The 25,306-nt window shown below is 62.8% G+C and carries 19 protein-coding genes; 6 read left to right on the forward strand and 13 right to left on the reverse strand.

The annotated features are described in order from the left end of the window. Window positions 1-11: 11 nt before the first annotated feature. The 8 genes from gltB to pilM form a co-directional block, all read right to left on the reverse strand. Window positions 12-4,457, reverse strand: coding sequence for a glutamate synthase large subunit (gltB, locus tag REH59_RS27040; RefSeq protein WP_014859123.1), 4,446 nt, complete (start codon window positions 4,455-4,457; stop codon window positions 12-14). Window positions 4,458-4,830: 373 nt separating this feature from the next. Next, window positions 4,831-6,432: an SPOR domain-containing protein gene (locus tag REH59_RS27045; protein ID WP_003249151.1), complete on the reverse strand. Its 1,602-nt coding sequence runs from the start codon at window positions 6,430-6,432 to the stop codon at window positions 4,831-4,833. Window positions 6,433-6,447: 15 nt separating this feature from the next. Next, window positions 6,448-7,545, reverse strand: coding sequence for a 3-dehydroquinate synthase (gene aroB, locus REH59_RS27050; protein WP_003249149.1), 1,098 nt, complete (start codon window positions 7,543-7,545; stop codon window positions 6,448-6,450). Between the two features lie 96 nt (window positions 7,546-7,641). Continuing rightward, window positions 7,642-8,160 (reverse strand): shikimate kinase AroK, encoded by a 519-nt coding sequence (aroK, locus tag REH59_RS27055; protein ID WP_003249147.1) that lies wholly within the window; start codon window positions 8,158-8,160, stop codon window positions 7,642-7,644. A gap of 4 nt (window positions 8,161-8,164) precedes the next feature. Then, window positions 8,165-9,427: a type IV pilus secretin PilQ gene (locus tag REH59_RS27060; RefSeq protein WP_128573554.1), complete on the reverse strand. Its 1,263-nt coding sequence runs from the start codon at window positions 9,425-9,427 to the stop codon at window positions 8,165-8,167. Then, window positions 9,351-10,352 (reverse strand): pilus assembly protein PilP, encoded by a 1,002-nt coding sequence (locus REH59_RS27065; RefSeq protein ID WP_004575491.1) that lies wholly within the window; start codon window positions 10,350-10,352, stop codon window positions 9,351-9,353. The genes REH59_RS27060 and REH59_RS27065 overlap by 77 nt, the downstream gene beginning before the upstream one ends. An 11-nt stretch (window positions 10,353-10,363) precedes the next feature. Continuing rightward, window positions 10,364-10,900 carry a PilN domain-containing protein gene (locus REH59_RS27070; RefSeq protein WP_014859127.1) on the reverse strand — a complete coding sequence of 179 codons (537 nt, stop codon included), beginning with the start codon at window positions 10,898-10,900 and terminating at the stop codon, window positions 10,364-10,366. Next, window positions 10,897-11,778, reverse strand: coding sequence for a type IV pilus biogenesis protein PilM (gene pilM, locus REH59_RS27075; protein ID WP_014859128.1), 882 nt, complete (start codon window positions 11,776-11,778; stop codon window positions 10,897-10,899). Before pilM ends, REH59_RS27070 begins: the two co-directional genes overlap by 4 nt. 206 nt (window positions 11,779-11,984) lie before the next feature. Between pilM and REH59_RS27080 the strand changes: the two genes are divergently transcribed. Further along, window positions 11,985-14,435, forward strand: coding sequence for a penicillin-binding protein 1A (locus tag REH59_RS27080; protein WP_405124604.1), 2,451 nt, complete (start codon window positions 11,985-11,987; stop codon window positions 14,433-14,435). A gap of 181 nt (window positions 14,436-14,616) precedes the next feature. Here the strand turns inward: REH59_RS27080 and REH59_RS27085 are convergent, their stop codons facing one another. The 3 genes from REH59_RS27085 to rpmE form a co-directional block, all read right to left on the reverse strand. Further along, entirely contained in the window at window positions 14,617-15,885 is a 1,269-nt protein-coding gene (locus REH59_RS27085) for a malic enzyme-like NAD(P)-binding protein (protein ID WP_004575488.1), read from the reverse strand. Between the two features lie 177 nt (window positions 15,886-16,062). Beyond that, window positions 16,063-16,884 carry a thermonuclease family protein gene (locus tag REH59_RS27090; protein WP_004575487.1) on the reverse strand — a complete coding sequence of 274 codons (822 nt, stop codon included), beginning with the start codon at window positions 16,882-16,884 and terminating at the stop codon, window positions 16,063-16,065. 2 nt (window positions 16,885-16,886) lie between these two features. Beyond that, window positions 16,887-17,102: a 50S ribosomal protein L31 gene (gene rpmE, locus REH59_RS27095; protein WP_003249127.1), complete on the reverse strand. Its 216-nt coding sequence runs from the start codon at window positions 17,100-17,102 to the stop codon at window positions 16,887-16,889. A 167-nt stretch (window positions 17,103-17,269) separates the two neighbouring features. On the opposite strand from rpmE, the gene REH59_RS27100 reads away from it, so the two are divergent. The 3 genes from REH59_RS27100 (at window position 17,270) to REH59_RS27110 (ending at window position 22,113) form a co-directional block, all read left to right on the forward strand. Beyond that, the gene (locus REH59_RS27100) at window positions 17,270-19,489 is read left to right on the forward strand and encodes a primosomal protein N' (RefSeq protein ID WP_004575486.1); all 2,220 of its coding nucleotides are present in this window, start codon (window positions 17,270-17,272) and stop codon (window positions 19,487-19,489) included. Between the two features lie 187 nt (window positions 19,490-19,676). Further along, the gene (gene argS / locus REH59_RS27105; protein ID WP_003249124.1) at window positions 19,677-21,413 is read left to right on the forward strand and encodes an arginine--tRNA ligase; all 1,737 of its coding nucleotides are present in this window, start codon (window positions 19,677-19,679) and stop codon (window positions 21,411-21,413) included. Between the two features lies 1 nt (window position 21,414). Continuing rightward, window positions 21,415-22,113 (forward strand): SPOR domain-containing protein, encoded by a 699-nt coding sequence (locus REH59_RS27110; protein WP_014859104.1) that lies wholly within the window; start codon window positions 21,415-21,417, stop codon window positions 22,111-22,113. Between the two features lie 91 nt (window positions 22,114-22,204). Here REH59_RS27110 and REH59_RS27115 read toward each other — a convergent pair whose 3' ends face one another. Further along, window positions 22,205-22,624 (reverse strand): NINE protein, encoded by a 420-nt coding sequence (locus tag REH59_RS27115; RefSeq protein ID WP_003249120.1) that lies wholly within the window; start codon window positions 22,622-22,624, stop codon window positions 22,205-22,207. Between the two features lie 166 nt (window positions 22,625-22,790). On the opposite strand from REH59_RS27115, the gene REH59_RS27120 reads away from it, so the two are divergent. Then, a complete protein-coding gene (locus REH59_RS27120) occupies window positions 22,791-23,417 on the forward strand; it encodes a C40 family peptidase (RefSeq protein ID WP_014859105.1) in 627 nt (208 codons plus the stop codon). 127 nt (window positions 23,418-23,544) lie between these two features. Here REH59_RS27120 and REH59_RS27125 read toward each other — a convergent pair whose 3' ends face one another. After that, window positions 23,545-24,543 carry a type IV pilus twitching motility protein PilT gene (locus REH59_RS27125; protein ID WP_265536565.1) on the reverse strand — a complete coding sequence of 333 codons (999 nt, stop codon included), beginning with the start codon at window positions 24,541-24,543 and terminating at the stop codon, window positions 23,545-23,547. Between the two features lie 65 nt (window positions 24,544-24,608). Here REH59_RS27125 and REH59_RS27130 point away from each other — a divergent pair, with 65 nt between their 5' ends. Then, window positions 24,609-25,295: a YggS family pyridoxal phosphate-dependent enzyme gene (locus tag REH59_RS27130; protein ID WP_004575484.1), complete on the forward strand. Its 687-nt coding sequence runs from the start codon at window positions 24,609-24,611 to the stop codon at window positions 25,293-25,295. Window positions 25,296-25,306: the final 11 nt, after the last annotated feature.

A 25,306-nucleotide genomic window follows, 5' to 3' on the forward strand; every position in this document is an offset into this window, starting at 1 on the left:
TGCAGCTGTTTTTACTGCGGGTTGGCACGGGTGCTGGACAGCAGCTGCTTCAGGTTGGCTGCCTTCGGCTTGACCAGCCAGAAGCGCCGCACGTAGTCGTCCAGGTTCTCCGAGAGCTCACGCCCCCACTCGCTGCCGGTCTCATCCACATACTCGGCAAGGACACGCGCCAGGTGGCTACGGTAGGCCTCCATCGCTTCGCCACTGATACGCTGGATTTCCACCAGCTCGTGGTTGAGCTTGTCGACGAAGCTATTGTCCATGTCGAGCACGTAGGCAAAGCCGCCAGTCATGCCAGAACCGAAGTTGTAACCGGTCTTGCCCAGAACGCAGACAAAGCCGCCGGTCATGTATTCACAGCAGTGATCGCCAGTGCCCTCGACAACAGCATGGGCGCCGGAGTTACGCACAGCGAAGCGCTCGCCCGCAGTACCTGCGGCAAACAGCTTGCCGCCAGTGGCACCGTACAGGCAGGTGTTGCCGACGATGGCGCTGTGCTGGGTTTCGAACGGGCTGCCGGCTGGCGGCACGATGGTGACCTTACCACCGGTCATGCCTTTGCCGACGTAATCGTTGGCGTCGCCTTCCAGGTGCAGGTTAAGGCCACCAGCGTTCCACACGCCAAAGCTCTGGCCCGCAGTCCCCTTGAAGCGGAAGGTGATCGGCGCCGCGGCCATGCCCTGGTTGCCGTGCAGGCGGGCGATTTCGCCCGACACACGCGCACCAATGGAGCGGTCGCAGTTGCAGATGTCGAGGCTGAACTCGCCACCCGCCTGGTCGCGGATGGCCGGCATAGCCATATCAACCATCTTCTCGGCCAACTCGCCCAGGTCGAACGGCGGGTTCTTGTCGACTTCGCAGAACTGCGGTTTGTCCGCCGGAATGTGCGAGCTGCCCAGCAGCGGCGACAGGTCCAGGTACTGCTGGCGTTCGGTGTCACCTGGCAGCACTTCGAGCAGGTCGGTACGGCCGATCAACTCGCCAAGGCTGCGCACACCCAGCTTGGCCAACCACTCGCGGGTTTCTTCGGCGACAAAGGTGAAGAAGTTGATCACCATGTCGACGGTGCCGATGTAGTGGTCCTTGCGCAGCTTGTCGTTCTGGGTGGCCACGCCGGTGGCGCAGTTGTTCAGGTGGCAGATGCGCAGGTACTTGCAGCCCAGGGCAATCATTGGCGCGGTACCAAAGCCGAAGCTTTCGGCGCCGAGAATGGCCGCCTTGATCACATCCAGGCCAGTTTTCAGACCACCATCAGTCTGCACCCGCACCTTGCCACGCAGGTCGTTGCCGCGCAGGGTCTGGTGGGTTTCCGCAAGGCCCAGCTCCCAAGGGGCGCCGGCGTATTTGATCGAGGTCAGCGGCGAAGCACCGGTACCACCGTCGTAACCGGAGATGGTGATCAGGTCGGCATAGGCCTTGGCCACACCTGCGGCGATGGTGCCCACGCCCGCTTCGGCTACCAGCTTGACCGATACCAGCGCCTGCGGGTTGACCTGCTTGAGGTCGTAGATCAGCTGCGCCAGATCTTCGATCGAGTAGATGTCATGGTGGGGCGGTGGCGAGATCAGGGTCACGCCCGGTACCGCATAACGCAGCTTGGCGATCAGGCCGTTGACCTTTCCGCCCGGCAACTGGCCGCCCTCACCCGGCTTGGCGCCCTGGGCAACCTTGATCTGCAGCACTTCGGCGTTGACCAGATACTCCGGGGTCACACCAAAACGGCCGGTGGCCACCTGCTTGATCTTCGAGCTCTTGATGGTGCCATAGCGCGACGGGTCTTCGCCGCCTTCACCCGAGTTGGAGCGTGCGCCCAGGCGGTTCATGGCCTCGGCCAGCGCTTCGTGGGCTTCCGGCGACAGTGCACCCAGCGAGATACCCGCCGAGTCGAAACGCTTGAGAATCGCCTCCAGCGGCTCGATCTGCTCCAGCGCCAGCGGTTGGTCGGCCACTTTCACCTTGAGCAAGTCACGAATCATCGACACCGGGCGCTGGTCCACCAGCGTGGTGTATTCCTTGAACTTGGCGTAGTCGCCCTGCTGCACGGCGGCTTGCAGGGTGTTGACCACATCCGGGTTGTAAGCGTGGTATTCGCCACCGTGGACGAACTTCAGCAGGCCACCTTGCTGGATCGGCTTACGCGCGCTCCAGGCTTCGGCCGCCAGCAGCTTCTGGTCGTTCTCCAGGTCTTCGAAGCGCGCACCCTTGATGCGGCTGGACACGCCCTTGAAGCTCAGGCCGACCACTTCCTCGGCCAGGCCAATGGCTTCGAACAGCTGTGCACCGCGGTACGAGGCGATGGTGGAGATACCCATCTTCGACAGGATCTTCAGCAGGCCCTTGGAGATACCTTTGCGGTAGTACTTGAACACTTCGTCCAGGTCGCCCAGCACTTCACCGGTACGGATCAGGTCAGCCAGTACTTCATACGCCAGGTACGGGTAAACGGCCGAGGCACCGAAGCCCAGCAGCACGGCGAAGTGATGCGGATCACGGGCGGTAGCGGTTTCCACCAGGATGTTGCTGTCGCAACGCAGGCCCTGTTCGGTCAGGCGGTGGTGCACTGCACCAACGGCCAGCGAAGCATGCACCGGCAGCTTGCCCGGGGCGATATAACGATCGCTCAGCACCAGCTGGGTCTTGCCCCCACGCACAGCTTCTTCGGCCTGGTCGGCAATGTTGCGGATGGCCGCTTCCAGGCCCACGCTCTGCTCATAGTTGAGGTCGATCAGCTGGCGGTCGAAGCCTTCGCGCTCCAGGCTCATCAGCGAACGCCACTTGGCGGGCGAGATGACCGGCGAGCTGAGGATGACCCGCGAAGCGTGCTCCGGGGACTCCTGGAAGATGTTGCGCTCTGCACCCAGGCAGATTTCCAGCGACATCACGATCGCTTCGCGCAGCGGGTCGATCGGCGGGTTGGTTACCTGAGCGAACTGCTGGCGGAAGAAGTCGTACGGCGAGCGCACACGCTGCGACAGCACGGCCATCGGCGTGTCGTCACCCATCGAGCCAACGGCTTCCTGGCCCTGCTCACCCAACGGGCGCAGCACCTGGTCACGCTCTTCGAAGGTGACCTGGAACATCTTCATGTATTGCTTGAGCTGGTCAGCGTCATAGCTGGCCACGCCCTGGTCGTCGGTCAGCGTCGCCTGGATGCGGGTGGCGTGCTGACGCAGCCAGCGCTTGTACGGGTGTCGCGACTTCAGACGGTTGTCGATGGCGTCGGTGTCGAGGATCTGGCCGGTTTCGGTGTCCACGGCAAGGATCTGGCCCGGGCCGACACGGCCCTTGGCCAGCACTTCCTCAGGCTGATAGCCCCATACGCCGATTTCCGAGGCGATGGTGATGTAGCCATTGGTGGTGGTGACCCAACGCGCCGGGCGCAGGCCGTTGCGGTCAAGCAGACACACCGCGTGGCGGCCTTCGGTCATGACGATACCGGCCGGGCCATCCCACGGCTCCATGTGCATGGAGTTGTATTCGTAGAAGGCGCGCAGGTCGGCGTCCATGGTCTCGACGTTCTGCCACGCTGGCGGTACCAGCATGCGCACGCCGCGGAACAGATCGATGCCACCGGTGACCATCAGTTCCAGCATGTTGTCCATGCTCGACGAGTCGGAACCGACGCGGTTGACCAGCGGGCCGAGCTCTTCGAGGTCGGGGATCTGGTCATTGGCGAACTTGGTGCGACGAGCAACGGCCCAGTTACGGTTGCCGGTGATGGTGTTGATCTCGCCGTTATGGGCGAGGAAGCGGAACGGCTGCGCCAGCGGCCATTTCGGCAGGGTGTTGGTGGAGAAGCGCTGGTGGAACACGCAGATCGCGGTTTGCAGGCGCTCGTCACCCAGGTCTGGATAAAACGCCGCGAGATCGCGCGGCATCATCAGGCCTTTGTAGATGATGGTCTTGTGCGAGAAGCTGCAGATGTAGTGGTCGGCGTCGTGGGCGTTGGCCACCGACGAACGACGACGGGCACTGAACAGCTTGATGGCAAATTCCTGGTCGCTCAGGCCTTCACCGCCAATGAACACCTGCTCGATCTGCGGCAGGCGCTCGAGGGCCAGGCGGCCGAGTACGCTGGTGTCGATCGGCACCTTGCGCCAGCCAACCAGTTTCAGGCCAGCGGCGACGATCTCGCGGTCCATGTTGGCGCGGGCAGCTTCGGCTTTGACCGGGTCCTGGTTGAAGAACACCATGCCGACGGCGTACTGCTTGGGCAGCTCGACAGCGAAGTGCTCCTGGGCCATGGCACGCAGGAATTGATCGGGCTTCTGCATGAGCAGACCGCAACCGTCACCGGTCTTGCCGTCGGCATTGATGCCACCGCGGTGGGTCATGCACGTCAGCGCCTGCATGGCGGTTTGCAGAAGGTGGTGGCTCGGCACACCCGTCATATGGGCGATCAGGCCAAAACCACAGTTGTCCTTGAATTCTTCGGGATGGTACAGACCTGTTTTCATAGACACATTCTCACCAGGTTCACCTCTCAACGGAGGTAAATCTCTTTTTTAACAACCACTTACCATCCACGCCGATCAAACGCCAGCTTTTTTGCGGTGGTCATGGAAAACCATTGTTGCACAGCGACAGCGACGCCCACAAATTTTCATGTCTCATCATTGAAAATTTATGTCGCAATTTTGAATGTTTTTGCGCCATGCGCCGTGATAGCGGCTTGGCTCGAGTCTGAAGCGTTTCAGCCATGACTGCAACTAGGGGCTTGTGGCCGGCAGTCCGGGACAGAAAAGCCTGCCGCGCTCGGGCGCAGCAGGCTAGTCGAAAGCTAGAATTCGCTTAGCTACTGGGCGGCGGGGTGATGCCGCCCGGAAGGTATCAGCGGGCCGTGGCCAGCTCTTGTTGGACGCTGCCGACGGTACGTGGCCAAGGTTTACCAGCCTGGACCTTCGCTGGCAAGTTCTTGATTGCCGCTACCGCTGCGTCGCGGTTGGCGAAACTGCCGTAAGTCACGACGTACAAGGGTTTGCCCTGCAGGTTTTTCTTGAAGTAGCGATAGTCGCCACCCTGGGCCTTGACGTAAGCCTGGGCCGACGCCTCGGAGCTGGTACCGAGGATCTGCACCACGTAATTGCCCGGCTTCTGTCCGGCATACCAGCCGCTGTTGCCAGCGCTAGCGGGGGCTGGTTTTTCAGCTGGTTTTTCGGCCGCTTTGGCGGCCGGCTTGGCCACGGCGACCTGGGTCGGCGCTGGTGCTGGCTTGGCCGGCGCAACCGGTTTCGCGGGCTGGGTTGCAACAGGCTTGGGCGCAGGCGCAACCGACTGAACTGGCTGGGCCGGCGCAGGCGCCGGGCCAGCTGGCACACCTTGTGGCGGAGCGATGGTGGTCACGGTGGGTGGCGGGTTGCCAGGCTGCAGCGCGGTGTCGACAGCCGGGCCTCCCTCTTCACCCTCGCCCATGCCTGCGGCTTGGGCCAGCGGCTCGCGCATCACCGGCTGCGACTGGCCAACCAGTGGCAGCGGCATTGGCTGGGACGAGCCAGAGAACTCGATGGCAGCACCCTGCTTGCCGTCACCCAGCGGCAACTGGGCCTGGGCGGCCGGCGCTTCGGCAGGGGCCTTGTCGCCTTTTTTGGGCATCAATACCGCGGCCGCAACGGCAACCACGACCACAGCGGACAGTGCGAGCACATGTTTTTTAGGCATCTTGAACCCCATGGTTGGTCGCTTGGCCGTCGAGCGGCTGGCGATCATGGCTTCGATCAAAGTGTCACGGGCGACCTGATTGATGTTGCCAGGCCAGCCGTCGGAGTTTTCATGGATATCGGCGATCTGTTCACGGCTGAACACCTCGATGCCCCGACCAGCCCCTTCCAGGCGCTGTTCCAGGTACTCGCGGGTTTCTTCTTCACTGTAGGGCGCAAGCTCGATGATGTGGAAACGTTCTTCCTCGACATTGAGCTCATCCAGCCCGGCAATCAGCGATGGCTCACCGAACAGAAACACGTGCGGACGCCCTTCAGGAACCCCCGCCGCCAACTCCAGCAACGCTTGGAGTGCCGACTCGTCGAGTTGTTCCGCATCGTCCACCAGCAAATACACTTCCTGCCCGGTCAGTGCCAGCTGCACCACCTTCGACAGGATCGCCTGCACCTCGGGCTGGGCCACACCCAGCTCCTGCGCGACCTGCGCGAGCATACTGGAGGCGTCGCTGGCGCTGCGGGCCGACACCACCACACTTTGCACAGTCTGCTTGTTGGTGCTGGCCACCAGGGCCTGGCGAAGTAGCGACTTGCCGCTGCCCAACGGGCCGCTGACCACCAGCATCAACTGGCTATAGCGCGCCAGGTGGTGCAGTTGGCCAAGCACCGGTTTGCGCTGGGCCGGGAAGAACTTGAAGCCAGGTACGCGGGGCGCGAACGGATCATGGCTCAACTGGTAATGGTCGAGAAAGGCCTCATCGGCATGCAAACTTGTCATTGCGCTGTCACAACCTCAAAGCTGGGCCACGATCGCGCGGTAATCCGCCGACAGCGTGGCCTGAAGAATCTCTTTCGAATAGTCGTCGGTCACCACGGCCTCGCCCATCTGGCGCAGCAGCACCAAACGCAAACGACCGTCGAGCACCTTCTTGTCGACCGCCATGTGCTCCATGAAGTGCGCCGGGGTCATTTCCTGTGGTGGCACCACCGGCAAACCTGCGTCCTGCAACAGGCGGATTCCACGATCGCGCTCAGCCTGGTCGATCCAGCCAAGGCGCATGGACATTTCCAGGGCCATCACTGTGCCCGCCGCGACAGCCTCGCCGTGCAGCCACACGCCATAGCCCATGTGGGTTTCGATAGCATGCCCGAAGGTATGCCCCAGGTTCAGCGTGGCCCGTACGCCCGACTCGCGCTCGTCAGCACCCACCACTGCGGCCTTGGCCGCGCAAGAGCGGCGGATGGCCTCGGTCAGGGCTGCCGAATCGAGGGCACGCAGTGCCTGCATATTGTCTTCGAGCCAGGCGAGGAACGGCTTGTCGCAAATCAGTCCGTACTTGATCACTTCGGCCAGACCTGCGGACAGCTCGCGCGCTGGCAGGGTCTTGAGGCTGGTGGTATCGATCAGCACCGCATTGGGCTGATAGAACGCACCGACCATGTTCTTGCCCAGCGGATGATTGATGCCGGTCTTGCCACCCACGGAAGAGTCGACCTGGGACAACAGGGTAGTCGGCACCTGGATGAAGTCGACGCCGCGCTGGTAGCAGGCGGCTGCGAAACCAGCCATGTCACCAATCACGCCACCACCAAGCGCGACCACAGTAGTACGACGATCATGCCGAGCTGTCAGCAGGCCATCGAAGATCAACTGCAATGTTTCCCAGTTCTTGTGGGCTTCCCCATCGGGCAACACCACTGGCAGTACCGAGTAGGCTCCGAGGGCCTTGCTCAGGCGTTCGAGATACAGCGGCGCGACGGTCTCGTTGGAAACGATGGCTACCTGCCGACCCGCAATGTGCGGCGCCAGCAGCTCAGGCTGGTCCAGCAGGCCTTCGCCAATGTAGATCGGGTAGCTACGCTCGCCCAGGTCGACCTTTAGTGTCTGCATGTATCCCCACAATGTACTTGGGCGCGGCGCCATCCGGCGACCTGCGCGGTAACGTTGAGCCTCGCCTCGGCGCTGGAGGCCGAGAATAGTCCCGGGTTAACGGGGCGGCAACTGCTGCAAGCGCTCGAGAATATCGATCACCACCATGCGTGGTGGCCGCTCGTCGGTTTCAACCACCACGTCGGCGATCTCGCGGTAGAGCGGGTCGCGGGTTTCCAGCAAGGTGCGCAAGGTCGCCTCCGGATTGGCTGTGCGCAGCAGCGGGCGATTGCGGTCGCGCGCGGTGCGACCGACTTGCTGCTCGACCGAAGCATGCAGGTAGATCACCCGGCCACCCTGATGCAGCGCCTGCCGGTTGGCTTCGCGCATCACCGCGCCACCACCGGTGGCCAGCACCACACCGTCGAGCGCGCACAACTCGGCAATCATCGCTTGCTCGCGATCACGGAAACCCGGCTCGCCTTCCTTGTCGAATATCCACGGGATGTTTGCGCCGCATCGCAGTTCGATTTCCTTGTCGGAATCCTTGAACAGCAGGCGCAGCTCTTTGGCCAACAGGCGTCCGATGGTGCTTTTACCAGCGCCCATGGGCCCCACAAGTATCAAATTTCGCACAGAATCAACGACTCACAGCAATCGCCTGGTCACTCATGATACGCGGAGTCAGGAAGACCAGCAGCTCGGATTTTTTCTCTTGTAATGCATCGCGTCGAAACAGCCGCCCAACATACGGCAGATCGCCGAAAAATGGCACCTTGTCGACCACATTGTTTTGCGAAGTCGAGTAGACGCCACCGATCACGATCGTTTCGCCGTCAGCCACACGAACCTTGGCATTGACCTCGTTCTTGCGGATCGGCGGTACGTTGTTCAAGGCATTGACGTAATCCGGCTCGTCCTTGGTCACCCGGACGGTCATGATCACCTTGTTGTCCGGAGTGATCTGTGGCGTTACTTCCAGCGACAGCGAGGCTTCGCGAAACGATACCGAGGTAGCGCCGCTTTGGCTGGTTTCCTGGTAAGGCACCTCGGTACCCTTGAGGATCCTCGCCGTTTCCTTGTCAGCCGTGACCACCTTGGGCTGCGAAATGATCTCGCCGTTGCCGCTTTTTTCCATGGCACTGAGTTCCAGATCCAGCAACACGTCACCGCGCAACAAACCCAGGCCGATACGGCTGCCGGCTCGCTCCAGACCGAGGTCGACGAACAGCTCCTTGCCGGGCCGCAGTTTCTCGCCGTACAGCGGCCCACCCCAGCGTACCCCCAGGCTTTTCTCATAATCGACGTTGGCCTCGACGATACGCGCCTCGATCGCTACCTGACGCACCGGCACGTCCAACTGCGCCACCAACTGGCGCATCTCGGCCAGGCGGTCAGCGGGCAGGTACACCACCAGCGTATTGGTGCGCTCATCGACACTCAGGCTACCCGTGGAGATGCCGCCACCCTCCAGACTTGCCAGCAGCAACTGCGCCAAATCGGCGGCCTTGGCGTGGTGAATGGTCAGCAGTTCCCGACGCAATGGCTGCAGCTGCGCGTCCAGCACTTGGCTCACCCGGGCGTCTGCCGATTGCGCGGCAAACTCGGCCGCAGGCGCCACCAACAGCACATTGCCCTCCTGGCGCCGGGACAGGCCCTTGCTGCGCAGCACCAGGTCGAGCGCCTGATCCCACGGCACGTCCTGCAAGCGCAAAGTGACGCTACCTTGTACCGCATCACTGGCGACCAGGTTGACGCCGGCGTAGTCAGCCAGCACCTGCAGCACCGCACGCACCTCTACATCCTGGAAGTTCAGCGACAGGGGTTCACCCTGGTAAGGCGTCGCCGAAGCCAGCGGGATCGACAGCAGGGTTGCCAGCAGGTATTTCATCCACGTTTTCATTCGGGTCCGAGGCCTCCTTGCCCAGGCGCTTGGCGAGGGTGATGAACGCCGTGCGCTCGTGCCATACCCCCGCCATGAACAGCCGCTCACGCACTTCGACCTGACGTTGGTCTATATGCATCACTACCCCCTGATCACGCCCTACCCGGTCGCCCGGGCGTACGCGATAGAGCTTGCCAGCCGCCATCAGCAGTGCCTCGCGTGCCGCCCCGCGCGCCAGGCTGCCGACCATTTCCAGCTGCGCCAACGGCACGCCGACCAGCCCGGCACTGGCCACTCGCGCAGCAGCCGGCGCAAACGGGTCCACTTCAGGTGCAACCATTGCGGCCCTTGCCGGCAGGTCCGCCAGCATTGCAGGTGCCTTCAGGGGCGTAGCCGCGTGATAGGCATCAACCCGCAACTGCAGGCGCAACAGTCCAGGCTGGCGATCAACGGTTGCCAGGCTCATGTCACCGCTGCGCAGAATCCGCGCCTGCCCCAACCAGTCGCCCAGCCACAGCCGCAAGGCCGAGTAACGCCCTACCACTTGCACCACCAGCGGTACCTTACTGAATCCGGCCTGTTGCTCGCCCTCACCTACATCGAGGCGCTCGACAAGCAAGCCGTGCGCATGCCCCGACACTGCCAGACGCTCAAGCAGGTCGCTCATGCTCTCCCCGGCGGCCAGATACCAGTGCGCCGCTTGCAACCGCTGTTCGGCAATCACCGTTAGAGCCTTCAGCCGCTCCAGTTCGGCCAACTGCGATGCACTGGCTGCCTGCAGCTGGCTCAACTCGACATGCCTGGCATCCTCCCGCGCCTGCTGCTGCAACAGGGCGGGCAGGCGCATCGCGCAGCCCAGGCTGAACAACACAACAGCCACCAGCACTGGCGCCAGCCGTCGGAAGCGCCCTGAGCCCTCGACCACCGCCAGCCAAGCGAGCATCTGCGCAGTACTCACGACCAGAACGCCGCAACGCGAGCGGTCAGCAGAAACTCATCGCCGTCCGGCAGGCTCTTGATGCGTTTGAGTTCCAGATCGAGCAAAACGCTCGAGCGGTTCAAGTCGCGCATGAACTGAGCAACCACAGCACCGGACGCAGCCACCCCTGTCATCTGCAAGCGGCCACTATCAAGGCTCAGGTCAAGTAACTGCACACCTTCAGGCAACGCCCCTTCAAGGTCGGCGAAGACACCGGCCAATACTCCCTGATGGGCGCGCAGGCCTTCCAGGGCCACCGCCCGGGCAAGTAGCGCTTCATGCTGTGCACGCACTTCGGCCAGCGGCTGCAACTGCTCATCCTGTGCATCAAGGGTCGCTTGGCGCTGGGTATTGGCCAGCACCTGCTGATGCCCGCGTTGACGGGCCAGCTGATCGACCAGCATCACGGCGCACAAAGCCAAGAGTGCACCACCCACCAGCTGGCCTCGAAAGCGCCGCAGCGCCGCCTGACGCTGCCGTTCGCGCCAGGGTAGAAGGTTCAGTCGCATCATGGGCGCAAACCTCCCAAGGCCAAGGCGCAGGCCAGGAGCATCGCCCCATCAACATGCTCAAGCCCTGCCAGCCCAGGCAGGTACGTGCACCGCACATTCAGCCGGCTGCCAAGGCCTTGCAGCCAGCCCGGATTGATCGATGAGCTGCTGGCAACCCACAACCCCGCAGGCAGGCTCTGCCTGGCAAGTAAAGCCTGCAGGCGCTCTGACCATTGCCCGTTCATATCCGGGCCAGTCGTTTGTAGTTCACAGCGCTGGTACACCCTGCCTGGCTGCCAGTCATGAAGCGTTACACTGCGGGTTTCGACACGCAGCAGCGCTGCTCCCTCAAGGCCACCCTGTGGCAACATGCGGCACAAGGCAATGGTGTCGACCTCGACGGCTTCCAACTGCAAGCCCGCCTCCTCGACGACGGCTTCGAGTGACGCCAGCGCACTCTGTCGACAGGCAGCAACCATTACCTCTGAGCAACCTGGCTGGTCATGGGAAGCCCCCATGACCTGAAAATCCAAGGCCAGGTCTTCCAGCGGAAACGGAAACAGCCGCTCTGCATCGGCAAGCAGTTGTGCCTCCAACTGCGCCCCGCTCTGCTCCACCGGCAGATGGCACAACTTGCAGATAACCTGACTGGCCGGCAGTGCCAGCGCTACCCGGCGTTGCCTGAGGCCGCTGCGCCGGTAAGCGCGCTGCAGCGCAGCCACCACCCCGCCAGGCGCCTCAGCCCAGTCATCGGCCAGCGGCGCCTGAAACAGCTCTTGTGCCGACCCCATCACACGCCAGCGTCGATTGCGCTGCTGCAGTTGCATTATCCGAACGGCGTCGGGCGTGATTTCCACCCCCACCAGTGAACCGGCATCCTTGCCGAAGCGTCCAAACATCGCGACTCCTTTGCTGTCTGTTGCAGCTGCCAAGCGCAGCCACCTGTCGCAACCCCGCGGCAACACTGAGCCGGGGCTACTCATCGAGTCGACGGGTAGCCTGGCCGGTCACCCGGAGAGGCGAAAAATGCTTATAATGCCCAGCGTTTTTTGGTCCACCGGACCTGCGTGCAATCCACTCCCAACCTGGACACCGAAAAGCCTTGATACGTCTGCTGAAGTTCTTCTGGTGGTCTTCCGTCGCAGTCATCTGCGCGCTCGTACTCGGTGTGAGCGGTGCGTTTCTGTATCTTAGCCCCAGCCTGCCCTCGGTCGAGTCCCTCAGAAGCATCCAGTTGCAGATCCCCCTCCGGGTGTACAGCAGCGATGGCAAGCTGATTGCCGAATTCGGCGAAATGCGCCGCTCGCCGATCCGCTTCGCGGAAATTCCCCCACAATTCATTCAGGCGCTGCTGTCAGCCGAGGACGACAATTTCCTCAACCACTACGGTGTCGACCCCAGCAGCCTGATGCGCGCCGCGACCCAGCTGGTGAAAACCGGTCATATCCAGACCGGCGGCAGCACCATCACCATGCAGGTGGCGAAGAACTTCTTCCTCACCAGCGAACGCAGCTTCTCACGCAAGACCAACGAAATCCTGCTGGCCCTGCAGATCGAGCGTGAGCTGACCAAGGACGAAATCCTTGAGCTGTACGTGAACAAGATCTACCTGGGCAACCGCGCCTACGGTATCGATGCAGCAGCACAGGTGTATTACGGCAAGTCCATCCGTGACGTGAGCCTGGCGCAGATGGCGATGATCGCCGGCCTGCCCAAGGCACCGTCGCGCTTCAACCCGCTGGCCAACCCGGTGCGCGCCAAAGAGCGCCGCGACTGGATCCTTGGGCGCATGTACAAGCTAGGCAAGATCGACCAGGCCAGCTACGAGGCCGCCCTGGCCGAGCCGCTCAACGCCAGCTATCACGTGCCGACGCCTGAGGTGAATGCCCCGTACATCGCCGAAATGGCCCGCGCGGAAATGGTCGGCCGCTACGGCAGCGACGCCTACACCGAAGGCTTCCGCGTCACGACCACCGTGCCTAGCGACATGCAGGAAATGGCCAACAAGGCCGTCCTCAAGGGCCTCTCCGATTACGATGAGCGCCACGGCTACCGTGGCCCTGAAGCACGCTTCCCGGGCCGCACCCACGCAGCCTGGCTGCAGGAGCTGGGCAAGCAACGCACCCTTGGCGGCCTGGAGCCAGCCATTGTCACCCAGGTGGAACACACCGGCCTCAAGGTGCTGACCCGTGACGGCCAAGAGGCGCAGGTTGCCTGGGACACCATGAAATGGGCGCGCCCGTTCATCAACAACAACGCCCAGGGCCGTTCACCGCAATCACCGTCCGACGTGGCCCAGGTCGGTGACCTGGTGCGCCTGCAACGCCTTGACGATGGCACATTGAAGTTCAGCCAGGTGCCCGTTGCGCAGAGTGCCCTGGTCACCCTCGACCCGAACAACGGCGCCATCCGCGCCCTGGTCGGCGGTTTCTCGTTCGAACAGAGCAATTACAACCGCGCCGTGCAGGCCAAGCGCCAACCGGGCTCGAGTTTCAAACCCTTCATCTACAGCGCCGCGCTGGACAGCGGCTACACCGCTTCCAGCCTGGTCAACGATGCGCCGATCGTGTTCGTTGACGAGTCGGTGGATAAAGTGTGGCGACCGAAGAACGATACCAACACCTTCCTCGGCCCTATCCGCATGCGTGAGGCGCTGTACAAGTCACGTAACCTGGTGTCGATCCGCCTGCTGCAAGCCATGGGCGTGGACCGCACCATCGACTACATCGCCAAGTTTGGCTTCAACAAGCAGGACCTGCCGCGCAACCTGTCGCTGGCCCTGGGCACCGCCACCCTGACCCCGATGGAAATCGCCACCGGCTGGAGCACCTTTGCCAACGGTGGGTACAAGATCACCCCGTACCTGATCGAGCGCATCGAGAGCCGCAGCGGCGAGACACTGTTCACCGCCAACCCGGCCCGCGTACCGCAAGGTGCCCAAGACCAGGCGGGCCTGGCCGCACCCGAGCAGCCAATCAGCACTGCGGCCATGCCGGGCGAAGCACCTTCTGCCTTGAGCCAGGTGGCCGCGGCACCGCAAGCGCCGGCAGTGGCCGAACAGATCATCGACGGGCGTACCACCTACATCCTCACCAGCATGCTGCAGGACGTGATCAAGCGCGGCACCGGCCGCCGGGCGCTGGCCTTGGGCCGCACCGACCTGGCGGGCAAGACGGGTACGACCAACGAATCCAAGGACGCCTGGTTCTCCGGTTACAACGCCGATTACGTGACTACCGTTTGGGTCGGCTTCGACCAACCGGAAACCCTCGGCCGTCGCGAATATGGCGGGACTGCGGCACTGCCGATCTGGATGAACTTCATGGGCGCGGCGCTCAAGGACAAGCCTGCGCATGCCCCGGCAGAGCCGGAGGGCATTCTCAGCTTGCGCGTCGACCCGGTCAGCGGGCGCGCGGCATCGCCGGGCACACCGAATGCCTACTTCGAGCTGTTCAAAGCCGAAGATTCGCCGCCGTCGGTGGACGAGCTGGGCAATGGCGCGGCACCGGGCAGCCCGCTGCCAGCCGATGAAGCGACGCCGATGGATCTGTTCTAAGGCAGGGCGCCTGACTCAGGTTTTGCGTGGGCGCGTGAATCGAGCGCCGCCCGCGCGGCGCTCGATCTGATAGGCGCCACAAGTGCCCTGACGAACACCTTGCAGCCCTGACACATTCCCAAGCCCCAACAAAAAGCCCCGGCTCATGCGAGCCGGGGCTTTTTTATGTCGCTTGCGGCAATCAGCCGTTGAACACTTCATCCACGCTGGTCAGCGGGTAGTGCTTCGGATATGGCAGGGTAGCCACGCCGGATTCGATGGCAGCCTTGGCCACAGCATCGGAAACGACGGTGATCAAGCGTGCATCCAGCGGCTTCGGAATGATGTACTCACGGCCGAACTCCAGGCCTTCAACGCCATAGGCTTCGCAAACTTCCTTCGGCACTGGCAGCTTGGCCAGGTCTTTCAGGGCGATAGCGGCAGCGATCTTCATCTCTTCGTTGATACGCTTGGCGCGAACGTCCAGAGCACCACGGAAGATGAACGGGAAGCCCAGTACGTTGTTGACCTGGTTCGGGTAGTCGGAACGACCGGTCGCCATGATCACGTCGTTGCGAGTGGCGTGCGCCAGCTCTGGCGAGATTTCCGGGTCCGGGTTCGAGCAGGCGAACACGATCGGGTTGGCAGCCATCGACTTCAGGCCTTCTGGGCTCAGCAGGTTCGGGCCAGACAGACCTACGAACACGTCGGCACCGTCAAGGGCGTCGGCCAGAGTACGCTTGTCGGTCGCGTGGGCGAACTGCGCCTTGTACTGGTTCAGGTCGTCACGGCCAGCGTGGATCACGCCACTACGGTCGATCATGAAGATGTTCTCGACCTTCGCACCCATGCTTACCAGCAGCTTCATGCAGGAAATGGCAGCAGCGCCGGCGCCCAGGCAGACGATCTTGGCTTCTTCCAGTTTCTTGCCAGCGATTTCCAGGGCGTTGATCATGCCGGCGGCAGTCACGATGGCAGTACCGTGCTGGTCATCGTGGAACACCGGGATGTCGCACTGTTCGATCAGGGTACGTTCGATTTCAAAGCACTCAGGCGCCTTGATGTCTTCAAGGTTGATGCCACCGAAGGTGATCGAAATGCGGCGAACGGTGTCGATGAACGCTTGCGGGCTTTCCGATTCGACTTCGATGTCGAACACATCGATACCGGCGAAACGCTTGAACAGAACACCCTTGCCTTCCATGACCGGCTTGGAAGCCAGTGGGCCGAGGTCACCCAGACCGAGGATGGCAGTGCCATCGGAAATCACCGCAACCAGGTTGCCTTTGCCGGTGTATTTGTAAGCCAGCTCTGGATCACGGCCAATTTCGCGCACCGGCTCTGCAACACCTGGGCTGTAGGCCAGGGCGAGGTCACGGGCGGTGGCAGTGGGCTTGGAGAGTTCAACGCTCAGTTTCCCCGGACGAGGTTGAGCGTGATATTCGAGAGCGGCGGTTTTCAGGTCTGACATGGTGGGCATTCCGCTATTTACTGTTCTGACGGACCGCCGAGGATACGCAAAGAGCCGGGGAGCCACAAGACTGGCCGGTCACTTGTGTCAAGGCCTTTAGCCTACGACTTTACGCTACAACCCACGGGGCATACGACCAACAGTGTGTACAATCTCGTAGCGAAATGTCTACATCTTTTAACCTGAAATGCGCTCCAACATGCTTGGATCGGTCAATGGCAACACCCAACGTCGCTGCCCGGGCTTGAGGCCACCCCTGCGGGAACGATCCAGCACCCAGCCGCGCGCTTCGACCTGGCGTCCCTTGAGATTATCGAAGAAGCTGGCGGGAAAGTTGCGCTGCAGACGAGCGGGAACCTGCAGTACCAGGGTACCGCCCAGGGTAAGCCAGACCCCACCACGATTTCGCTCGATGCCTTCGATACGACCACGCACAACAGCGAAACCTGACTGCCTGACATCGCTTGCAGCCACTACGGGCGAACGCCGCCACAGGCCAACGCCAGCCTGGCGCGCTACTTGTTCGGCAAGCTGCTGGCAACCACTGAAACGCACATTAGGGGCAATGGCCACGCGGTAGCCCAAGCCCTCGCTAAGCAATTGTGCTTCCAGATTGTCGCCATTGCGGCTGTAGATGTGCGCCAGTGTGCGACCGTACTTGTCCTTACCTTCAACACCAGGCACCAGCCCGACACGATCGTCATTGGCCTTTACCAAGGCCTGCAATCGCCGCCTGGCAGCTTCGGCATAGGGCTCACTGGTACGCCCCTTGCGGCCTATTTCCGGGGCATTGATACCGATCAGCCGCACACTGCGGCCATCGACCAGACGCAAGGTGTCGCCATCAACCACCTGTCGTACCGCTACCCATTGGGGCTTATCCGGCTGTGGGCAGAACGCCAGGACCGGGAAATGCCAGATAACGCCCACAAAAAAGGCGCCCACAAGGGACGCCTTCTTCAGCAACAATGCGAAGCCCGAAGGATTCGCCCTGCGCATGATTACTTCTTGGCACCGAACATGCCGAAGCGATCGGCGAACTTCTGTACGCGACCACCGGTGTCCAGAACTTTCTGCTTACCGGTGTAGAACGGGTGGCACAGGTTGCAAACGTCGATCGACAGGACGTTGCCCAGGGTCGAACGAGTTTCGAACTTGTTACCGCAGCTGCAGGTGACTGCAACTACTTCGTAGTTCGGGTGGATACCTTCTTTCATGGTCACTTCCTCGAGCTGCGTGCCGCCACCCAACACCAATTGTTGAATACCGCACGTAATTAGGCGGCGAATAATACCAGAGCACACCGTCAGCGCAAGATGTCGCTTGCACCGACCGTCGTCTGCTAGGCTCGCCAGTCCTTGTAACGCCCTCCGAGACTTTCCGCGTGTCCGACGTCATCCTGCGCCTTGCCCTGCCCTCTCCGCTGCGGCGCCTGTTCGACTACAAGGCGCCGGCGAGCATGGCGCGCCAGACCTTGACCCCTGGCATGCGCATCCGCGTGCCCTTTGGCCGCCGCGAAATGATCGGTGTGCTGATAGAGGTGTGCACGCAGAGCGAAGTGCCCGCCGACAAACTGAAGCCGGCCACTGCCCTGCTCGACCCGGTGTCCCCCATCCCCGCGTCGCTGTTCAAGCTGTGCCTGTGGACCGCCCAGTACTACCAGCACAGCCTGGGCGATACCCTGAGCTGGGCGCTGCCCACGCTACTGCGCCAGGGCGAAGCTGCCGAAATGCGCCAGGAACGCTTCTGGCACATAGCCCCTGGCGCCCGCCTGGAGGACCCGCGCATCGCCCGCGCGCCGCGCCAGCGCGACGCCCTCAAGACCCTGGCCCAGCACCCGCACGGCGTGGCCCACAGCCTGCTGGCCAAACTCAACCTGAACAAGGACAGCCTCGACCTGCTGCTGGCCAAGGATCTGGTGCAGATCGAGACGCGCCGCCACTTGCCGGCCCTGCGCCATGAGCACTGGCTGGCACAGCCGGAACTCCCCCTCAACGAAGAGCAACGCGATGCCTTCGACGCCGTGTGCGAGGGCTTTGGCGGTTTCGGCGCGTTCTTGCTGGCCGGCGTCACCGGCAGTGGCAAGACCGAGGTCTACCTGCAACTGATCCGCGAAACCCTGGAAGCCGGCAAGCAGGCGCTGGTGCTGATCCCGGAGATCAACCTCGGCCCGCAAACCCTGGCGCGCTTCGAGCAACGCTTCAACGCGCGCATTGCCCTGCTGCACTCTGCGGTGAACGACCGCGAACGCCTGGATGCCTGGCTGGCGGCACGGGACGGCGAGGCCGATATCATCATCGGCACCCGCTCGGCATTGTTCACGCCGATGAAAAACCCCGGCCTGATCATCATCGACGAAGAGCACGACGGCTCCTATAAACAGCAGGAAGGCCTGCGGTACCACGCCCGCGACCTGGCACTGGTACGCGCTCACCAGGAGAACATCCCGATCCTGCTCGGCTCCGCCACACCGTCGCTGGAAACCCTGCATAACGCCCTGACCGGCCGCTACCGCCTGCTGCGTATGAACCAACGCGCAGGGGGGGCCCGCCCGCCGCGCATGCTGCGCCTTGATGTGAAGAGCCTGCCACTGGACAGCGGCATCAGTGGCCCGCTGCAGCAGGCTATCCGACAGACCCTGGAAGCTGGCCAACAAGTGCTGGTGTTCCTCAACCGCCGCGGCTTTGCCCCAACCTTGCTGTGCCACGATTGCGGCTGGCTGTCCGAATGCCCACGCTGCGATGCGCGCATGACCGTGCACCAGCGCTCCGGCGTGCTGCGCTGCCACCACTGTGGCTATGACGAACGCCTGCCGCACCAGTGCCCGCAATGCAACCACGTCGACCTGCGCCCGGTCGGTGCCGGTACCGAGCGCGCCGAAGAGCGCCTGAAGGTGCTGTTCCCGGATTACCCGATCCTGCGCGTGGACCGCGACAGCACGGCGCGCAAGGACGCCATGCACAACCTGTTCAGCACCATCCAGCGCGGCCAGCCAAGCATCCTCGTCGGCACCCAGATGCTCGCCAAGGGCCACCACTTCCCGCGGGTGACCCTGGTGGCCATCCTTGATGCCGATGGCGGGCTGTTTTCCGGTGACTTCCGCGCCAGCGAGCGCATGGCACAACTTATCGTACAGGTGGCCGGGCGGGCCGGGCGGGCCGAAGAGCCCGGCAAGGTCATCATCCAGACCCACCTGGCCGACCACCCACTGTTGGTCCAGCTAACCGAGCAAGGCTACTTCGCCTTCGCCGAACAGGCCCTGGACGAACGCCGAGCCGCCGGGCTGCCGCCCTACTCGCACCTGGCCTTGCTGCGTGCCGAAGCACACAAGCCGGGGCAGGCCGAAGGTTTCCTCGACGAAGCCTGTGCCGCCGCCGAGCGCCTGGTGGCCGAACAGCACCTGCCGGGCATCGAACTGCTGGGCCCGGTACCGGCGCCCATGGAGCGCCGCGCCGGACGATTCCGCGCACAATTGTTGATACAGGCCAATACCCGGGCGCCGTTGCATCGACTGATCAGCGCCTGGTTGCTAGTGTTGGAACAGTTGCCGAGCGGGCGCCAGGTGCGCTGGTCGCTGGATGTCGACCCGGTAGACCTGTATTGAGCTGCAAGCTGCGAGTGACCAGCGGCAAGCAAGCGCCGGGCGGGTGCGATGCCGCTTTTTCTTGCCGCTTGTGGCCCCCAGCTTGCCGCCCAAAGGTTGGCAACCTGCTCCCGGCAACGGATAATGCCCAGTTTTTCCACCTGCGCATCCAGGCGCTCACCGCGCTTGCGGTCGAAAAGAGATCCCCATGAAAGACACCATTCGCCAGCTGATCCAGCAAGCCCTCACCCAACTCGTCACCGACGGTGTGCTGCCTGAAGGGCTGTCGCCGGCGATCCAGGTGGAAAACGCCCGGGACAAGACCCACGGCGACTTCGCCAGCAACATCGCCATGATGCTGGCCAAGCCGGCCGGCATGAAGCCGCGCGACCTCGCCGAAAAACTGATCAACGCCCTGCCGGCCAGCGCCGACATCAGCAAGGTCGAGATTGCAGGCCCCGGCTTCCTCAACTTCTTCCAGAACACCGACGCCCTGGCCAACCGCCTGGATGCCGCTCTGGCCGACGCCCACCTGGGTGCACGCAAAGCCGGCCCGGCGCAAAAGGTGGTGATCGACATGTCGGCGCCCAACCTGGCCAAGGAAATGCACGTCGGCCACCTGCGCTCGACCATCATCGGCGACAGCGTTGCGCGCGTGCTGGAGTTCCTGGGCGACAACGTCATCCGCCAGAACCACGTCGGCGACTGGGGTACCCAGTTCGGCATGCTGATGGCCTACCTGCAGGAAAACCCGATCACCAGCGACGAGCTGTCGGACCTGGAAAACTTCTACCGCGCGGCGAAGAAACGCTTCGATGAATCGGAGGAGTTCGCCACTCGCGCCCGCGGCCTGGTGGTCAAGCTGCAAGCCGGTGACCCCGAGTGCCTGGCCCTTTGGACACGCTTCAAGGACATCTCGCTGTCGCACTGCCAGAAGACCTACGAGCTGCTCAACGTCAAACTGACCATGGCCGACGTGATGGGCGAAAGCGCCTACAACGACGACTTGGCCAACGTGGTGGCCGACCTCAAGGCCAAGGGCCTGCTGGTCGAAGACCAGGGCGCCCAATGCGTGTTCCTCGACGAGTTCAAGAACAGCGAAGGCGACCCCCTGCCGGTGATCGTGCAGAAGGCTGACGGCGGCTATCTGTACGCCACCACCGACCTGGCTGCCGTGCGTTACCGCAGCAACGTGTTGAAGGCTGACCGCGCACTGTACTTCGTCGACCAGCGCCAGGCCCTGCACTTCAATCAGGTGTTCGAAGTGGCCCGCCGCGCTGGCTTCGTCGGCCACCCGATGCAAATGGAGCACATGGGCTTCGGCACCATGAACGGCGCCGACGGCCGCCCGTTCAAGACCCGTGACGGCGGCACCGTGAAGCTGATCGACCTGCTCACCGAGGCCAAGGAGCGCGCCTACGCGCTGGTCAAGGAAAAGAACCCGAGCCTGGCCGACGACGAACTGCGCCACATCGGCGAGGTGGTGGGCATTGGCGCGGTGAAATACGCCGACCTGTCCAAGCACCGCACCAGCGACTACAGCTTCAACTTCGAGCTGATGCTCAACTTCGAAGGCAACACCGCCCCTTACCTGCTGTACGCTTACACCCGCGTAGCCGGCGTGTTCCGCAAGCTGGGCAAAGGCTTTGACGAAGTCGACGGCAAAATCGTGCTGCACGCAGCCCACGAGCAGGACTTGGCCGCGCGCCTGGCGCAGTTTGGCGAAATCCTCAACAACGTCGCCGAAAAAGGCACGCCGCACGTATTGTGCAGCTACCTGTACGACTTGGCCGGCCTGTTCTCGAGCTTCTACGAGAACTGCCCGATCCTCGCTGCCGAAACCCCTTCGCAGCAGCAGAGCCGGCTGCGCCTGGCCGCCCTGACCGGCCGCACCCTCAAACAAGGTCTGGAACTGCTCGGCCTGGAAACCCTGGAGCGCATGTAAGTTGGCTGCCAAGAAAAAACCTGCCCCGAAACGCGGCGCCAGCCGCCAGACGGCACCGGCCAAACAGCCGATCCCCGGCTGGGTATGGCTGGCGGTCGGCCTGACCGTAGGCGCGTTCATCGTGTTCCTGATGAAGCTCGAACCCGGTGGCGATGACATCAAGCGCACCAAGCCCGAGCAGGAGAAACCGGCGAAAGCGGCCGAAGCCGGCAAGCCCGCGCAAGCTACCCCGCAACAGCCGGTGAAGCCGAAGTACGACTTCTACACCCTGCTGCCGGAGTCTGAGGTGATCGTGCCGCCGGAAGCCGTACCGGAGAAAACGCCACCGGTGCCGGCCCAGCCGGTAACCCCGGTGACACCAGCAGAAGCGGCAAAAATCGACACGGCGAGGGCCCAGGCAGCGCTGCTCGGCCAGACCCCGCCGCCACCACCGCCTGTGATCAAGCCGGCGGCGACCACGCAGTACTTCCTTCAGGCCGGCTCGTTCCGCAAGCAGGCCGATGCTGACAAGGTACGGGCACAGATCATCCTGCTGGGCCAGTCCGTGAAAGTGGAGTCGGGCACGGTCAAGGATGAAACCTGGTACCGCGTGCTGGTCGGGCCGTTCAGCAACCGCGAGCAGTTGACCGGGGCACAGAAGCAGCTGGCTGGGGCCGGATTCAGCAACCTGTTGCTGCAACAGCGGCAGACCCGCCAGTAACAAAGAAGGCCTTGCCGCGGCGACGCGACAAGGCCTTTTTCATGGGGGGCTGGCTTGCCCCTGAATGGGCTCTAAAACAGCCCCGGTACCGTCAGCCCCGCCCCGCATTCCTCTCGGACACCTGGCTGTTCAACGTCCAGAAGTCATACAGCACCCCCACCAGGAACAACCCGCCGGTAAAGAAGTAGATGATCGCGGTGATCCATTTGCCCTGATACAGCCGGTGCAGGCCAAACACCCCCAGGAAGGTCAGCAGAATCCAGGCGATGTTGTAGTCGATACGCCCGGACTGAAACCTCAGGTCGGCTTCACGGTCCATGGACGGGATCAGGAACAGGTCGATCAACCAACCAATGCCCAGCAAGCCGAAGGTGAAGAACCAGATGGTCCCGGTAATCGGCCTGCCGTAATAGAAACGATGGGACCCGGTGAAGCCGAAAATCCACAGCAGGTAGCCAATGGTTTTGCTGTGGGTGTCGTGAAAGGGCACCCCCTGTTGATAACTGTTCATTCATAGCCCCCGTGGGTTATCCGAAAATTTTCTAAGAAAAAATGTGACTTTCTCGTCGCTACCCGACATACGGCGCCTAGGCAATCGACCAACGGATCAATAACTGATCAAAAAGCTGTTATAAAGTTGCGCGCCCAACACATAACTATTCATAAGAGCTTCATCTATGCCGCCTTTGATCAAGACATGGCTGACCCTCTGCCTATTATTGCCCCTGGCCGCCCACGCCACCAATCGTGAGCAACGTCTTCCCAATGGTTTCACCGGCTACACGACCAACGCGTCGGTGAAACACGCACCCGCCAAGCAGACCGCGCTGCGCGCCCGCCCAAGCAATGCCGTCAGCAACCGCGGTGCGAGTGTCGCCGCCATGTCGCCGAAGCAAAGCAGCGATGTGCTGAGCCGTGCGGTAAATGTGCTCGGTACCCCTTATGTTTGGGGCGGCAGCAGCCCGAAAAAAGGCTTTGACTGCAGCGGGCTGGTCAAATACGCCTTCAACGACGTCGCCGACGTCGACCTGCCGCGCACCTCCAATGCCATGGCCCAGGGCCATGGGGTGAAGGTGGCCAAGGGTGATCTGAAGCCTGGCGACCTGATCTTCTTCAACATCAAGAGCCGTCGGGTCAATCACGTCGCCATCTACCTGGGTAACGACCGCTTCATCCACGCGCCACGCCGTGGCAAGCGGGTGAGTATCGACACCTTGAGCAAGCCTTACTGGCAGAAGCACTACGTGGTGGCCAAACGGGTGCTGCCGAAAGAGCAGCAACAGCTGAGTCTGGCCAAGCGTTAATCTGATCGGCGCTATCCGGTACCGGCCCCTTCGCGGGCACGCCCGCTCCCACAGCCACCGCGTCGCTCTCGCGGGCAGCGCCATACCTGTGGGAGCGGGCGCGCCCGCCAAGGGGCCTTTGCAGGTACTACAAGCCTTTGATCAACCCTCGCTCCCTCAGCCTCCGCAACGCCCCCTCCATCGTCAGCATCCCCTCCGCCGCCCCGCCCTGCATCACCGAAGACAACTGCGCCAACCGCCCCTCCCGAATCAGGTTACGCACCGCCGGCGTCGCCACCAGCACTTCCCGCGCAGCCACCCGCCCACCCCCCACGCACCTGACCAGCACCTGCGCGACCACCAGGCGCAGCGACTCGGCCAGCATCGCCCGCACCAACGGCTTTTCCTCGGCAGCAAAAACCTCCACCAACCTGTCGATGCTGCTGGTCGCCGAACGCGCATGCACGGTTGCCAGCACCAGGTGCCCGGTTTCGGCCGCGCGCAGGGCCAGGCGAATGGTTTCAAGGTCGCGCAACTCGCCGATCATGATCACGTCCGGGTCCTGGCGCAGCGCACTGCGCAGCCCCTGAGCAAAGCCGCGACTATGGCGCCCCATCTCACGTTGGTTGACCAGGCTGCGCTGGCTGGCATGGATGACCTCGACAGGGTCTTCCAGGGTGATGATGTGCAGCGCTTGCTCGCGGTTCAGCTGGTCGAGTAGCGTTGCCAGGGTACTGGACTTGCCACTGCCGGTCGGCCCGCCTACGAGGATCAAGCCATCCCGGCATTGCGCAACAGCTTGAAACACATCCGCAAGGTCCAGCTCACTCACCGTCGCAATGCGCCCCGGAATCAACCGAAAGGTAACCGCCGGGCCATTCAACTGGCGAAACAGGTTCAGCCGAAAGCGCCCAAGCGCCGGCAACTCCAGCGCAAGGTCCATTTCATCGCCTTGGGCCCACTGCCGGCGCTGATCGTCATCCAGCACGCTCGCCATGCCCTGGATCAAGGCACCCTGGCTCAAGGGCGGCAAGCCCATACGCTGCAACTCGCCATCCAGGCGCAGCATCGGAATCTGGCCCGTCGCCAGGTGCAGGTCTGAAGCCCCCGCATCCACAGCTCGGGCCAACAGGTCGGTCACATCCATGAGACTCCCCAAAGGCCTTCAAGCAGGTAGAATGCCGCAGACCCTACAGCTGCCGGCATCGATCCATGTCCACCCTAGCAGACAACCTTTCCGCGATTTCCGCCCGTATCGCCAGTGCTGCCCAGGCAGTCGGGCGTGATCCGGCCAGCGTCCAGTTGCTGGCCGTGAGCAAGACCAAGCCCGCCAGCGCTATCCGCGAGATCCATGCCGCCGGTGTGCGCGACTTCGGGGAGAATTACCTACAGGAAGCACTGACAAAGCAGCAGGCCCTCAGCGACTTGCCCTTGATCTGGCACTTCATCGGCCCCATTCAGTCGAACAAGACCAAAGCCATCGCCGAGCATTTCGACTGGGTGCATTCCGTGGACCGCCTGAAAATTGCCCAACGCCTGTCGGAACAGCGCCCTGCCGGGTTGGCGCCGCTGAACATCTGCCTGCAGGTAAACGTCAGCGGCGAAGACAGTAAATCCGGCTGCACCCCGGCCGACCTACCCGCGTTGGCCAAAGCCGTAGCCGCACTGCCCAACCTGCGCCTGCGCGGGCTGATGGCAATCCCGGAACCCACCGAAGACCGCGCCACCCAGGAGGCCGCCTTCGCCAGCCTGCGCAAGTTGCAGGAAGGCCTGGGGTTTGGCCTGGACACCCTGTCCATGGGCATGAGCCACGACCTGGAAGCGGCTATCGCCCAGGGCGCGACGTGGGTACGAATTGGCACGGCCCTGTTCGGCGCCCGCGACTACGGCAACACCTGATTCCATGCTTC

Origin of the sequence: Pseudomonas sp. BO3-4 (assembly GCF_034044115.1) — a bacterium.
Lineage (GTDB): Bacteria > Pseudomonadota > Gammaproteobacteria > Pseudomonadales > Pseudomonadaceae > Aquipseudomonas > Aquipseudomonas alloputida.

Bases quoted from the DNA above. Each gene is read 5' to 3' on its own strand.
- gltB (WP_014859123.1), bottom strand. From the start codon at position 4,457: ATGAAAACAGGTCTGTACCATCCCGAAGAATTCAAGGACAACTGTGGT.
- REH59_RS27045 (WP_003249151.1), bottom strand. From the start codon at position 6,432: ATGACAAGTTTGCATGCCGATGAGGCCTTTCTCGACCATTACCAGTTG.
- aroB (WP_003249149.1), bottom strand. From the start codon at position 7,545: ATGCAGACACTAAAGGTCGACCTGGGCGAGCGTAGCTACCCGATCTAC.
- REH59_RS27060 (WP_128573554.1), bottom strand. From the start codon at position 9,427: ATGAAAACGTGGATGAAATACCTGCTGGCAACCCTGCTGTCGATCCCG.
- REH59_RS27065 (WP_004575491.1), bottom strand. From the start codon at position 10,352: ATGCTCGCTTGGCTGGCGGTGGTCGAGGGCTCAGGGCGCTTCCGACGG.
- REH59_RS27070 (WP_014859127.1), bottom strand. From the start codon at position 10,900: ATGATGCGACTGAACCTTCTACCCTGGCGCGAACGGCAGCGTCAGGCG.
- pilM (WP_014859128.1), bottom strand. From the start codon at position 11,778: ATGTTTGGACGCTTCGGCAAGGATGCCGGTTCACTGGTGGGGGTGGAA.
- REH59_RS27085 (WP_004575488.1), bottom strand. From the start codon at position 15,885: ATGTCAGACCTGAAAACCGCCGCTCTCGAATATCACGCTCAACCTCGT.
- REH59_RS27090 (WP_004575487.1), bottom strand. From the start codon at position 16,884: ATGCGCAGGGCGAATCCTTCGGGCTTCGCATTGTTGCTGAAGAAGGCG.
- rpmE (WP_003249127.1), bottom strand. From the start codon at position 17,102: ATGAAAGAAGGTATCCACCCGAACTACGAAGTAGTTGCAGTCACCTGC.
- argS (WP_003249124.1), top strand. From the start codon at position 19,677: ATGAAAGACACCATTCGCCAGCTGATCCAGCAAGCCCTCACCCAACTC.
- REH59_RS27115 (WP_003249120.1), bottom strand. From the start codon at position 22,624: ATGAACAGTTATCAACAGGGGGTGCCCTTTCACGACACCCACAGCAAA.
- REH59_RS27120 (WP_014859105.1), top strand. From the start codon at position 22,791: ATGCCGCCTTTGATCAAGACATGGCTGACCCTCTGCCTATTATTGCCC.
- REH59_RS27125 (WP_265536565.1), bottom strand. From the start codon at position 24,543: ATGGATGTGACCGACCTGTTGGCCCGAGCTGTGGATGCGGGGGCTTCA.
- REH59_RS27130 (WP_004575484.1), top strand. From the start codon at position 24,609: ATGTCCACCCTAGCAGACAACCTTTCCGCGATTTCCGCCCGTATCGCC.